The 12830-nt window shown below is 70.3% G+C and carries 13 protein-coding genes; 10 read left to right on the top strand and 3 right to left on the bottom strand.

The features are described 5' to 3' along the window. Positions 1-109 precede the first annotated feature (109 nt). The 6 genes from ASF76_RS04580 (at position 110) to ASF76_RS04555 (ending at position 7063) form a co-directional block, all read left to right on the top strand. The gene (locus tag ASF76_RS04580; protein ID WP_055953704.1) at positions 110-1141 is read left to right on the top strand and encodes an endonuclease/exonuclease/phosphatase family protein; all 1032 of its coding nucleotides are present in this window, start codon (positions 110-112) and stop codon (positions 1139-1141) included. 54 nt (positions 1142-1195) lie between these two features. Next, a complete protein-coding gene (locus ASF76_RS04575; RefSeq protein ID WP_055953701.1) occupies positions 1196-2632 on the top strand; it encodes an aminopeptidase P family protein in 1437 nt (478 codons plus the stop codon). Further along, on the top strand, positions 2629-4410 hold the full coding sequence (locus ASF76_RS04570; protein ID WP_055955304.1) for a gamma-glutamyltransferase family protein: 1782 nt from the start codon (positions 2629-2631) through the stop codon (positions 4408-4410). Before ASF76_RS04575 ends, ASF76_RS04570 begins: the two co-directional genes overlap by 4 nt. Before the next feature lie 96 nt (positions 4411-4506). Next, positions 4507-4854: a hypothetical protein gene (locus ASF76_RS04565; protein WP_055953699.1), complete on the top strand. Its 348-nt coding sequence runs from the start codon at positions 4507-4509 to the stop codon at positions 4852-4854. Beyond that, positions 4851-6557: a hypothetical protein gene (locus ASF76_RS04560; RefSeq protein ID WP_055953696.1), complete on the top strand. Its 1707-nt coding sequence runs from the start codon at positions 4851-4853 to the stop codon at positions 6555-6557. The genes ASF76_RS04565 and ASF76_RS04560 overlap by 4 nt, the downstream gene beginning before the upstream one ends. Positions 6558-6616: 59 nt before the next feature. Then, positions 6617-7063, top strand: coding sequence for a hypothetical protein (locus ASF76_RS04555; protein WP_055953692.1), 447 nt, complete (start codon positions 6617-6619; stop codon positions 7061-7063). Positions 7064-7072: 9 nt separating this feature from the next. Here the strand turns inward: ASF76_RS04555 and ASF76_RS04550 are convergent, their stop codons facing one another. Then, positions 7073-7744 carry an alpha/beta hydrolase family protein gene (locus ASF76_RS04550; protein WP_235561236.1) on the bottom strand — a complete coding sequence of 224 codons (672 nt, stop codon included), beginning with the start codon at positions 7742-7744 and terminating at the stop codon, positions 7073-7075. Continuing rightward, positions 7741-8556: a general stress protein gene (locus ASF76_RS04545; protein WP_235561235.1), complete on the bottom strand. Its 816-nt coding sequence runs from the start codon at positions 8554-8556 to the stop codon at positions 7741-7743. Before ASF76_RS04545 ends, ASF76_RS04550 begins: the two co-directional genes overlap by 4 nt. A gap of 71 nt (positions 8557-8627) precedes the next feature. Between ASF76_RS04545 and ASF76_RS04540 the strand changes: the two genes are divergently transcribed. From ASF76_RS04540 to ASF76_RS04530, 3 genes are read left to right on the top strand one after another with little or no spacing between them, the layout of a single operon-like run. Continuing rightward, positions 8628-9947: a magnesium transporter gene (locus tag ASF76_RS04540; protein ID WP_055953689.1), complete on the top strand. Its 1320-nt coding sequence runs from the start codon at positions 8628-8630 to the stop codon at positions 9945-9947. Continuing rightward, the gene (locus tag ASF76_RS04535) at positions 9947-10474 is read left to right on the top strand and encodes a DUF1003 domain-containing protein (RefSeq protein ID WP_055953686.1); all 528 of its coding nucleotides are present in this window, start codon (positions 9947-9949) and stop codon (positions 10472-10474) included. Before ASF76_RS04540 ends, ASF76_RS04535 begins: the two co-directional genes overlap by 1 nt. Then, a complete protein-coding gene (locus ASF76_RS04530; protein WP_055953682.1) occupies positions 10471-11619 on the top strand; it encodes an Mrp/NBP35 family ATP-binding protein in 1149 nt (382 codons plus the stop codon). Before ASF76_RS04535 ends, ASF76_RS04530 begins: the two co-directional genes overlap by 4 nt. Positions 11620-11651: 32 nt before the next feature. Here the strand turns inward: ASF76_RS04530 and ASF76_RS04525 are convergent, their stop codons facing one another. Further along, a complete protein-coding gene (locus ASF76_RS04525; protein WP_055953679.1) occupies positions 11652-12023 on the bottom strand; it encodes a hypothetical protein in 372 nt (123 codons plus the stop codon). Positions 12024-12094: 71 nt separating this feature from the next. Between ASF76_RS04525 and ASF76_RS04520 the strand changes: the two genes are divergently transcribed. Then, positions 12095-12733 (top strand): O-methyltransferase, encoded by a 639-nt coding sequence (locus ASF76_RS04520; RefSeq protein ID WP_055953676.1) that lies wholly within the window; start codon positions 12095-12097, stop codon positions 12731-12733. Positions 12734-12830: the final 97 nt, after the last annotated feature.

The following is a 12830-nucleotide window of genomic DNA, read 5'->3' as shown; positions in this document are numbered from 1 at the left end:
GTAGCGCTCCGCTCCCCCGCCCGGACGGTGCCGCACCCGTCATCACCACGCAGGCGGCATCCGGCCGACGTCGGTCGATCTCCCAGACGTCTGACCTAAGGTCGGGTGCGTGCGTCGACTGCTCGGTTCCCTCGTCGCGCTCGTCGTGGCGGCGGGCGCCGCGGTGCTGACGTGGCCCTCCGCATTCGGTGTGGAACGTGTCTTCCCGATCGCGCAGGTGGTCTCGTTCCGCGCTCCCCTGGCTGCCGTGATGATCGCCGCGACACTGCTCATGCTGCTGTTCGCGCTCATCCGCCCGGTGCGGGCGCTGGCCCTCGTGCTCGCTCTGATCTTCGGCGTTTCCGGCGGCGTCAACGCGGCAGTGCTCGCGCAGCGCGGTCTCGGATCCGAAGACCTCCCCGCCAAAACGGAAACCAGCCTGCGCGTCATGACCTGGAACACCGCCGGGTCGGCCACCTCCGCCGAGTCCATCGCCCAGTTCGCGGTGGGGATGCAGGCCGACGTCGTGACCCTCCCCGAGACGACGATCGACACCGGCGCCCAGGTGGCGGAGATGATGCGCGACATGGGCCAACCCATGTGGGCGCACCACGCGGAGTACGGCGAATACGGCATCACCGGATGGGATGCCACCTCGACCACCGTCCTGATCCGCCCCGAGCTGGGCGATTACTCCGTCATCGAATCGTCTCTCGACGGCTCCAGCAACACCTCGACCGTGCCGAGCGCGGTCGCCATGCCGACCTCCGGCGACGGTCCGATCATCGTCGCAGCCCACGCCGTCGCTCCGCGGCGGGACTACATGACGCAGTGGCGCAGCGACCTGCAGTGGCTCGCCGACCAGTGCGCGAGCGACAACGTCATCCTCGCGGGCGACTTCAACGCGACCCTCGACCACATGACGGGGATGGGCGTCGAGGGGGGCACGCTCGGGCGTTGTCACGACACGGCATCCGAGAGCGGGAACGGCGGTGTGGGCACCTGGCCGACGGACGCCCCCGCGATGCTGGGCGCCCCCATCGACCACGTCATGGCGACCCCCGACTGGACCGTGTCGGGCTCCGTCGTCATGCGCTCGCTCGACGGTTCGGGCAGCGACCACCGCCCCATCGTCGTCCAGCTCGAGCGCACCTCCGGCTGAACCGAGACCCGTGGCATCCGTGCGCCCGTCGCGAACCGGTGCGAGACTGGAACGATGGATGCCCCCTCCACCAGCGACACGACCGCGCCGACCGCCGACCCCCAGGCTGACGACACCAAGCCCCTCGACGCTCCGAGCAATCGCAAGGCGCCCTTCCCCCGCGGCTTCCTCGAGACCATCTCGACCGGCTGGGCGGAGCATCCCGACGTCCTTCCCGAGCCACGGGAGCAGTCCGCGTGGGCCGCACATCGACGCGCGCGCGTGTCGGAGGCGTTCCCCGGTCGGCGGGTCGTCGTACCCGCCGGGGGCCTCAAGCAGCGCAGCAACGACACCGACTATCCGTTCCGCGCCCATTCCGCCTTCGCCCACCTGACGGGGTGGGGCCGTGACGCCGAGCCCGACGCCGTGCTCGTCTTCGAACCGCGCGACGAGGGACACGAAGCCGTGCTCTACTTCCGCGAGCGTGCCGATCGCACCACCGCCGAGTTCTACTCCGACGCCACGGTCGGCGAGTTCTGGATCGGTCCCCGCCCCGCGCTCGACGGCGTCGCCGCCGACCTCGCCATCGCCACGGCGCACCTCTCCGACTTCCAACCCGGCGACGACGATCTCACCGTCGGCGACGACGACGAGGTCACCCGGTTCGTCTCGGAGCTGCGTCTGGTCAAAGACGAGTACGAATTGGCCGAGATGGCCCTGGCCGTCGAGGTGACCGGACGCGGCTTCGACGACATCGTCGCCGAACTGCCCCGCATCATCGAGCACCCCCGCGGAGAGCGTCTCGTCGAGGGCGTGTTCCACCAGCGTGCCCGGTCCGACGGCAACAGCGTCGGCTACGACACGATCGCCGCGTCGGGTCCGCACGCGTGCTACCTGCACTGGACGCGCAACGACGGTGCGGTCACGCCCGGCGACCTCATCCTCGTCGACGCCGGCGTCGAGGTCGACAGTCTGTACACGGCCGACATCACACGGACGCTGCCGGTGTCGGGCACGTTCACCGACGTCCAGCGCCGTGTCTACGAGGCGGTCCGTGAAGCCGCCGACGCGTCGTTCGCCGCGGCGAAGGTGGGGGTGCCGTTCCGCCGCCTGCACGAGGCCGCGATGGAGGTCATCGCCGCGCGCGTGGCTGAGTGGGGTCTGCTCCCCGTGACCGCCGAAGAGGCTCTGGACGCCGACAGCGGCGGCCAGCACCGCCGCTACATGGTGCACGGAACGAGCCACCATCTCGGCATCGACGTGCACGACTGCGCCCAGGCGCGTCGCGACATGTACTACGACGGTCTGCTCGCGCCGGGCATGGTGTTCACGATCGAGCCGGGGCTCTACTTCCAGATCGACGATCTCACCGTCCCCGAGGAGTACCGCGGCATCGGCGCCCGCATCGAAGACGACATCGTCATGACCGCCGACGGACCGGTCAATCTGTCGGCGGCGATCCCGCGCACCGCCGACGAGGTCGAGGAGTGGATCGCCCGGCTCTCGCGATGACGTTCACGCCACCGGCATCCTTCACCACGCGTCCGACCCTGCGGGGCACTTTCGGCATGTCGGCGTCTACGCACTGGACGGCCACGGCGACCGCCCAGGCGGTGCTCGAGCGCGGGGGAAACGCGTTCGACGCCGCCGTCGCCGGGGCGTTCGTGCTGCACGTCGTCGAGCCGCATCTGAACGGCCCGGGTGGCGATCTCGTCGCCCTGATCCGGCCGGCGGGAGAAGACCGCCCCCAGGTTCTGATGGGCCAGGGCCCGGCGCCCGCGGCCGCGAGCATCGACCACTTCCGCTCGCGCGGTCTCGACCTCGTGCCCGGAGCGGGCGGCCTGTCCGCCGCCGTTCCCGGCGCCGTCGATGCGTGGTTGCTGCTCCTGCGCGATCACGGCACGTGGGAGCTCGCCGACGCGATCGCCTACGCCATCGGCTATGCCCGTGACGGACATCCGCTCGTCGCGGGGGCCGCGGCCACGATCGCGCGGGTCGCCGACCTGTTCCGCGCGCACTGGCCGACATCGGCGGAGCGGTGGATGCCGACCGGCTCGCCGCCGGCGCCCGACACGGTCCTGAAGAACCCGGCGTGGGCGGACGTCCTCGACGGTCTCGTCGCCGCCGGATTCGACGCGCCGGACCGCGAGGCACGCATCGACGCGGCGCGATCGCGGTGGATGACCGAGGTGCTGCCCGAGGCGGCGGCGTTCATCCGGCGTCCGCACCGGCACGCCGACGGCCGCGATCATCCCGGCGTCCTCGACGCCGACGACTTCGCCCAGTGGCGTGCAGGGTACGAGCCCGCCGTGACCGTTCGATTCCGCGGGTGGGACGTCTACAAGGCCGGCATGTGGTCGCAGGGCCCCGCCCTGCTGCAGACGCTGCGCCTCATCGGTGATGCCGACGACACGCACCTCGACCCCGCGACGGTCGACGGTGCGCACCTTCTGCTCGAGGCCCAGAAGCTCGCGTACGCCGATCGCGACGCGTGGTTCGGCGATACGGACGGAGCCGTCGACATCGACGCCCTGCTCGACGACGACTACATCGCCGCGCGGCGAACGCTCATCGGTCCCGAGGCCTCGACCGACCTGCGCCCCGGATCGCCCGACGGACGACCACCGCGTCTCCCTCCGCTTCGTACCGACGCGGTCGGGGTCGACGGGTCGACGGGCGAGCCGACCGTCGACCGTTCGGGGCAGACGCGCGGAGACACCTGCCACATCGACGTGATCGACCGGTGGGGCAACGCCGTGTCGGCGACCCCGTCGGGCGGTTGGCTGCAGTCGTCGCCGACGGTGCCCTCACTGGGGTTCTGCCTGGGTACGCGGCTGCAGGCGACGTGGCTCACGCCGGGTCACCCGGCATCCCTCGAACCGGGCCGACGACCGCGCACCACGCTGACACCCACCGTGCTGACGCGGGGCGCGGAGGTGATCGCGATGGGCTCACCCGGCGGCGACCAGCAGGACCAGTGGCAGCTGCCTGTCCTGCTGCGTCTGCTGGTCGGCGGGTACTCCGGCCAGCAGGCGATTGACGCGCCGACGCTCAACACGACCGCGCTCATCGACTCGTTCTGGCCGCGCACCTGGATGCCGGCGGGCGCGACGGTCGAGGATCGCCTCGGCGACGAGGTGATCGCCGCCCTCGAAGCGCGTGGTCACCGCGTGCGCCGCACGGGCGACTGGTCGCTCGGGCGTGTGACCGCGGTCGGGCGCGATGTCGACGGTGTCTTGTGGGCCGCTGCCAACCCGCGGGGTGCGCAGGGATACGCCGCCGGACGCTGATCCCGCGTTCGTCTTCGGGCGAGCGCGATGGTGAATTCCGGGCCGTTATCCACAGGCGGGAAACGGGCGCGCGGTCGTCTTCATTAGCATCCGGGGATGTCGTTCTCCGTGCAGCCCGATGAGATCATCGGCATCGCCGATCGTGTCCGTCTCGCCCTCGACGACGCCCTCGATCGCTCCCGCGCACTGCGTGATGCTGTCGAGGCGCTGAGCGGCGCGCTCGGCGGCCTTCCGTCTGCGCGAGCGGCGTTCGACGAGGTCACGCACGCTCGGGTCGAGTTGTCGCGCGGAATCGTGTCGCGGGGTCGGTCAGCCCTTACGACCCTCCGATCGGTCATCCTCGCGTACGTCGAGGCAGACGACGAGATGGCCTCGACGACGTCGCGCACCGACCCCGACCCGGCGCCGTTCGATCCGGCGCGGTTCGGGCGGGCGCGTCCATGACCCCCTCGATCGACGACGTCCCCGTCTGCCCCGCCGATCCCGGCGAGCTGCGTCGACTCGCCATGTCCGTCGAGGCCGCGGGATCCGCCACGAAACCATCGGCCGATCGGATCCTGTTCACCTGGGGGCTGCTGTCGAGTGTGTACCGGGCACCCGAAGCGACCGCGCTGCAGCAGAGCCTGCGTCCACTCGATCCTGCCGCCGCCGAGATCCATACGGGCCTGCGCGGCGCGCGAGCAGCGATCGAGACGCTCGCCGACGAACTCGAGGCGACGAACCGCCGACGCGACGCCCTGATCGAACGACTTCGCGAGCAGACGGCAACCTCGAGCCTCTCCCTCCCCGAGGCGAGCGACGACTTCGGTCGGCGTCTCGACGACATCGCGCACGACGAACGACAAGCCGAATTCCGCCGAGATTGCGCCGCCCTGATCGATGGATGGGATGCCGCAGCACGCGCATGCGCTGCGACACTGCGCGCGATCCCCGACGTCTCATGGACCCTCACCCGCGACCTCCCCGCTGATGAGGTCGCACTGGCTGCGCCATCGAGGTCGCTCGTCGACGAAGCAGCGCTCCCCCTCCTTCACCGTCTCGCCCGCCGCGACGGTGCCGATGCGGCACGCCTGCTGCGCGAGCACCCGGAGTGGCCAGCCATCATCCGACGCGGCCAGCCGGAGGCCGTGGCGACATGGTGGGCGAGCCTGTCCCCCAGCGTCGCGGCCGCGCTCGTCGCGGGGGTCCCCGCCCTGATCGGCAACCTCGACGGCGTCGCCCTCGCCGATCGCGTCGCGGCCAACCGTGCCCGCGCCGCAGGCCACCTGACCGAGCTCCGCGCGAAACGCGACCGCGCGCTCGGTCGTCCCGGTTCAGGTGACGCGCCGCGACGCTTCGTGCCCTCCGCAGACCTCGACGCAATCGATCGGGAGGTGGCGTACTTCGAAGCTGTGATGGCAACACAGAAGCAGTTGTACGCGTGGGACCCCGACCACGGCTCGCTCATCGAGATGTCGGGGGATCCGTCTAGCGCAAAATCAGCGCTGTTCGTCGTGCCGGGTACCAATACGACGGCCGACTCCTTCTACGACGGAAACCACGTCACAGGCTTCGGTGAGTGGCAGGTGCGCGAAGGCTCGGGCTCGGTGGTGTCGTTCACCGTGATGACCGGTCCAATGCCGCAGCTCAGTCCGCTTCTGCTCGACGGACCGCAGCTCAACACCTTCGCCGCGAATAGGGCGCCCGAGTACGCAAACTTCATTCGAGGGGTCTCAGCCGCGCGCCCCGACCTATGGACCATGAGCTACGAGCACTCATATGCGGGGGCGGTCGGGAGTGCAGCCGAGCGCTACGGCGGGACAGTCGATTCCAGGTTCATGGCGGCCTCTGTCGGAGCTGTGGGTCCGTATGTCCCCTCCTCTGAAACCGCTTACTACGCCGCGCAGAGTCCGGACGACATCAACCGCTACTACGCCGGCCAACGCCTCGGGTACGTGGGTTTCGACATCGCCCCCGAAAGCTTCCCAGGAGTGCAGGTCGTCGATACCGGACTGCCAGGATTCGACCCGTGGAAGCTCGCCGGCGCGTCGCCCCTCGTGATTAAGGACAGTGTGGACCACCACAACGCTCTGATGAGCAACGACGAGAATGTGAACGGGGACGTGCTCCGTTTCGTCAAGAAGATCTTGAAGGAGGCAACGGCATGAAACGTAGAGTCAGCGCCATCCTGGCACTGGCAGCCGTGCTCGGACTCGGAGGATGTGGCGTGAACGAACCGACCTATGACACCGTCCGGGAAGAAGTGGTTTCCTCCCTTGATCGGGTCGTGGCAGTCATCCCCGACCCGAAGGAGGTGGCACCTCAGCCCGAGGGCGAGCCGTACTCGTGCGGCGACCCGTTGCTCTTGTCGAATCGCAAGGGAGCATTCTTCACAGGGCACTGGTTCGTTTATGTCCCGGAAGGTTTCGATATCGACGCATTCATCGAGACGCTGCCCGGCCTGCTGGGCGAAGACTGGGAGGTACGCGACACGCAGATCGAGGTTTCGTTCGCGAACGTAGACGTGCTTTACAAGCCCCTGGGCGTCACCGTCAGCGTCGAGGACGCGTTGGCGGGCGACCGCCCGGCCGTCGAACTCCTTGCGATCTCTCGCTGCGGCCTCCTCCCCGATGACACCCGATCTCGCGAGTCACCGGGTGGCCGCGGGCGGTAGAAACATCCCTCACACCCCGCGAACGAACTCCCCCACCACCGGCGCCAGTCCCGCGCCGATCTCGTACGCGGGCCGCCGCGCGCCCTTCACCTCGAACGAGTGGTTGCCGCCGACGACCCAGTGCACCCGGGCATCCTGGCACGAGGCCACGACCTCATCGAACTGCGCCCTCGGATCGATGAACGGGTCGTTCTCCCCCTCGACGAACAGCTGCGGAACCGCGATGGCGGGCAGATGCTCACGCCGCGGCTTGTCGGGCCGGCCGGGCGGGTGCAGGGGGTAACCCAGATAGACCAGCGCTGCGGGGGCGATGACGTCCTCGGCGCACGCGACCGACGCCATCCGCCCGCCGTACGACTTGCCCACGGCAGCCCAACGACCGGGGGCCGCTGCGCCGAGCCACGCCTGCACGCCCGCCCACGTCGCGACGGCGTGAGCCGCGGGTCCGGGCATACGGCGTCCGGCCTCGACGTAGGGGAAGACGAAGCGCAACACTGACACACCGTCCGCCACCAGGGCGTCCGCCAACCCGGCGAGGAACGGATGCTCCATGCCCGCGCCCGCTCCGTGAGCCAGGGCGATCGTCGGCGCCGCCGGCGATTGCGCCCGTGCCCACAGCCCCGACACCTCGGAGGCGCCCGTCGACAGAGTGACGGGGATGCGGACGGACTGGGTGCTCACCGGGAGGGTGGCGTGGAGCCGCCGTCGGCGGCTTGGGCGTCGTCGTCCCCGCGGGGCGACGGCGTCACGCGCTCACCGTACCGGGGCGGCTCCTCACCGGCCGGAGCGGGTGACGAGGCGGGAGACGCCGTGGGGGCCGGCGGGCGCGGCGGAGCGGCCGGGGCATCGCCCCGCGGCGACACGCGTTCCCCATACTGCGGCGGCCCGGCTTCGCCGACGGGAGCGGTGACCGGAGGCCGAGGTGCGACCGCGGGGGCCTCGGTCCCCGGCGCCACACGCTCGCCGTATCGCGGCGGCGCTGCGTCATCCGGAGCGGGTCGTGACACGACAGTGCGCGGCGCTCCCGTGGGTCCGACGATGCCCCGAGCCTTGTGCACACTGCCCGCAGCGACGCACACGTCGTAGTGGTCGGCGGCGACCTGCATGACCGACGCGAAATCACGACGACGGCGCACGATCGAGTAGGTGCCCAGGCTCAGCAGCATGCCGAGCGCCATTCCGACCAGCAGCACGCCGACGAAGGCGGAGATCTGCACGGTCGGGGTCCCGAGGACGAAGATGAACGCGAAGAGCAGACCGAGCATGAGGCCGTTCAGGGCGCCTGAGCGGGCGGCGGTCGCGTAGCCGAGCTTGCCGGTGATGCGCTCGATCGACCGCAGTCCCGACCCGACGATGGCGATGTCGCGCGCGGGAACTTCGCCGGCGATCAGCGACGAGACCGTCTTCTGCGCCTGCTCGTACGTCGGAAACGAAGCGATCTTCTCGCCGACGTCGTCGCGCCCGGCACCCGGACGCTGCGCGAACATACTCATTTCACCATCCTGTCACGCGCGCCTGACCGTTCCCGAGGTGTTCACCAAGACCTGCGGACTACGCTGGACCGGTGAGCACGCAGAGGGTTTTCGTCGCCCGTTTGACGGGCTGCACGGTGTTCGACCCGGCGGGAGACCGTCTGGGCAAGGTGCGCGACGTCGTGGTGATCTACCGCGCGTCGGCGGCGCCGCGCGTCGTGGGGCTCGTCGTCGAGATCCCCGGCCGTCGACATGTGTTCGTGTCCATCGGGCGCGTCACCTCCATCCAGTCGGGTCAGGTCATCACGACCGGCCTCATCAACGTGCGCCGCTTCCAGCAGCGCGGTGGCGAAGTGCGTGTGATGGCCGAGATGCTCGGGCGCCGCGTGAGCCTCGTCGACGGCTCCGGCAGCGCGGTGATCGAAGACGTCGCGATCGAGCGCAACCGCCTCGGCGAATGGGACGTAGGCCAGCTGTTCCTGCGTCGCCCCCGCACGAGCGCCTCCCCGTTCGCCAAGGGGGCGACGACGTTCGCCGCCTGGGGTGAGGTGCGCGAGAACCAGACGCCCGGCGAAGCGCAGTCCGCCGAACAGCTCGTCGCAACCTACTCCGAGCTCAAGCCCGCCGATCTCGCCAACACCCTCCTCGACCTGCCCGAGGAGCGTCTGATCGAGGTGGCGGAGGAGCTCAGCGACGACCGCCTCGCCGACGCTCTCGAAGAGATGCCCGAAGACGAGCAGGTGCACATCCTCGAACAGCTAGGCGACGAGCGTGCCGCCGACATCCTGGATGCCATGGAGCCCGACGACGCGGCCGACCTCCTCGGTCAGCTCCCCGAGTCCCGCTCCGAACAGCTGCTCGAGCTGATGGAGCCCGACGAGGCCGACGACGTGCGCGCCCTTCTGCAGTACGGGCCCGACACCGCCGGTGGCCTCATGACGCCCGAGCCCATCGTGCTGTCGGCGGATGCCACGGTGGCCGAGGCTCTCGCCCTCATCCGCCGTCACGAGCTGCACCCCGCACTCGCGGCATCCGTGTTCATCACCCTCCCGCCGTACGAGACGCCCACCGGGCGGCTCCTGGGAACGGTGCACTTCCAGCGGATGCTGCGCTACCCGCCGCACGAGCGACTCGGCGCGATCATCGACGACACCCTCGAGCCCGTTCCCGCCGACGCCACCGCGGCCGAGGTCGCGCGCCTGCTCGCCAGCTACAACCTCGTGTCGCTGCCCGTGGTCGACCAGGCGCATCGCCTCGTCGGCTGCGTCAGCGTCGACGACGTGCTCGACTACCTGCTGCCCGACGACTGGCGCACGCACGACGGTGACGATCCCACACCCAAGACCACCACGAGGCAGCTCGCGACGCGGAGCATCCCCACCCAGGTCCCGCACACCCCGAGGAGGCGCTGATGGCACGCACGAACCGACGTCCCGCCCTCGACGCACCCCGTGGGCGCACAGGGGTTCTCGCCCCGCGCGCCCCGCAGCCGTCCCGCGACCGTTTCGGGCGCTTCACCGAGTGGGTCGCCCGCGCGATGGGCACGCCCACCTTCCTGCTCTCGCTCACGCTCTTCTGCGTCGTGTGGATGGCCTTCAACTCTTTCGCACCCGAAGAGCTGCGCTTCGACTCGGCGGCGATCGGCTTCACCGCCCTGACGCTCGTGCTCTCGCTGCAGGCGTCGTACGCAGCCCCTCTCATCCTGCTCGCCCAGAACCGACAGGACGACCGCGACCGCGTGCAGATCGAGCAGGACCGCCAACGCTCCGAACGCAACCTCGCCGACACCGAGTACCTCGCTCGTGAGATCGTCGCGCTGCGGATGGCCGTGCGCGACCTGACCGACGAGGTCATCACGAAAGACACCCTGCGCGCCGAGCTCAAAGCCGCCCTCGAGCGTCTCGACGAACACGACGAGCACTCGCGGTCCGGCTCGTGACGGACGAGCTCGCGGAGCGCGTCCGCGCGGCCGTCGCGGCGGTCACCGACCCCGAGCTGCGCCGCCCGCTCGGCGAGCTCGACATGCTGCGCGGCGTCGACGTGCACGGGTCGACCGCCGACGTCGCGATCGCACTGACGATCGTCGGTTGCCCGGCCGCCGATCGCATCGAGCGCGATGTCCGGGATGCCGCAGCCTCGGTCGCGGGCATCGACGCCGTCGACGTGCGGATCGGTGTGATGTCGCCCGACGAGCGCAAGGCCCTGACCGACAAGCTCCGGGGCGGGCGGGCCAAACGGGAGATGCCCTTCGGCCCCGATTCGCTCACCCGCGTCATCGCGGTGACGAGCGGCAAGGGAGGTGTCGGCAAATCGACGATCACCGCCAACCTCGCCGTGGCTCTCGCAGCACGGGGCTTACGCGTCGGACTCGTGGATGCCGACGTTCACGGGTTCTCGATCCCGGGCCTGCTCGGCCTGGTCGACGACGACGGTCTGCCGCCGGCGCCGACGAAGCTCGACGACCTCATCCTCCCGCCCGTGGCCTACGGCGTGAAGGTCATCTCGATAGGGATGTTCCTGCGCCGCCCGGGAGAAGACGCCGCGGGCGCGGTCGCCTGGCGTGGTCCGATGCTGCACCGCACCGTGCAGCAGTTCCTCACCGACGTCTTCTTCGGCGATCTCGATGTGTTGCTGCTCGACATGCCTCCGGGTACGGGTGACGTGGCGATCTCGGTCGGCCAGCTCCTCCCCCACGCCGACGTGCTCGTCGTGACGACCCCGCAGGCGGCCGCCGCCGACGTCGCCGTCCGGTCGGGCCTCGTGGCGCGCCAGACGGGTCAGCGGCCCATCGGCGTGATCGAGAACATGTCCGCGATGACCCTCCCCGACGGGACGCTGCTCGACCTGTTCGGCGCCGGGGGCGGCGAAGCCGTGGCCCGCGCCCTCTCGAGCGAGTACGACGACGTGCCCCTGCTGGCATCCGTCCCCCTGAGTTCCGCCCTGCGGACCGGTGGCGACGACGGGCGTCCGGTCGTCATCGCGAACCCCGACGACCCCGCGGCCTGCGCGATCGACGCCGCCGCCGCGGCCCTCGCGGTGCGCCCGCGTGGACTCGCCGGCAAGCCACTGCGTCTCGGCGTCTGACCCGGTCCCTCTGTCTTCCGGAGAGAGTCGGCTCAGGTGGCCTCGTCGTCGAACGGGGGACGCTCCCCCGCGACGAAGGGTGTCGTCTCCGGCTTCTCCCGGGCGGCCAGAGCCGCCGCACCCGCCGCGCGCATCGTCGCGGTCGGGGTGTCGTCGAGCAGAGCCTCGCGGATGATACGACGCGGGTCGTACTGACGCGGATCGAGCTTCTTCCAGTCGACGTCGTCGAACTCGGGGCCCATCTCATCGCGCATGCGCGACCGCGCGCCCTGCATGGTCTCTTTCGCGCGTTTGGTGAACTTCGCCAGCGCCTCGGCGTAGCGGGGCAGGCGCTCCGGTCCGATGAGGACCGCCGCGATCACGCCGATCAGCATGAGCTTCTCGATCGTGAGCCCGAAGAACATGCCTCCAGATTACCGGCCGCGCCTGGGGGTCCCGCACCGATCGGCCGTCTAGCCTGAACGAGGAGGTCCATGTGAGCGGTCAACAGGCGAACGAGCGGTTCGTGCAGGAGTCGACGGTCGAGCCCGAGCACATCGCTCGCGCACGGGCGCACGCTCTCGAACTGGGTGCTGCGCCCATCAGTGCGGCGGTCGGTGCGCAGGCGGCTGTCCTCGCGGCGGCATCCCGAGCCCTCAACATCGTCGAGGTCGGAACCGGCGGCGGTGTCTCCGGCCTCTGGCTGCTCCACGGTTCACCGCGCGCGACCCTCACGACGATCGACAACGAACCCGAGCATCTCGGGGCCGCGAGGTCCGCATTCATCGACGCGCGCGTCCCCGCCGCTCGTGCGCGCTTCATCACCGGTCGGGCATCCGATGTCCTCCCGCGCATGAACGAGGCGTCTTACGACATCGTGTTCATCGACGCCGATCCCGAGGGTGTCATCGAATACGTCGAGCATGGGTTGCGACTGGTTCGCGCCGGCGGCACGGTCCTCATCCCCCGCGTGCTTGCGAACGGCGCGGTGGCCGACCCGGTGCGGCGCGACGCCGTGACGACGGCCTACCGCTCGCTCATCCAAGAGGTGCAGACCTCGCCGGCCGTCATCGGGGCCCTGTCGACCACCGGTGAGGGCCTCCTGCAGTTGACGACGCGCCCGACCGACGTCTGAGCGTCGGGGCGCGGCCTCGCGTTCGACGGATCCTTCACCGGTCTCGAGCCCATGCGACAGCCCCCGCGGTTCACCGGCATTCCCGCGCACGCGCGGT

Origin of the sequence: Microbacterium sp. Leaf151, assembly GCF_001424225.1 — a bacterium.
Classification (GTDB): domain Bacteria; phylum Actinomycetota; class Actinomycetes; order Actinomycetales; family Microbacteriaceae; genus Microbacterium.
This window is presented reverse-complemented; position numbering and strand designations above follow the sequence as displayed.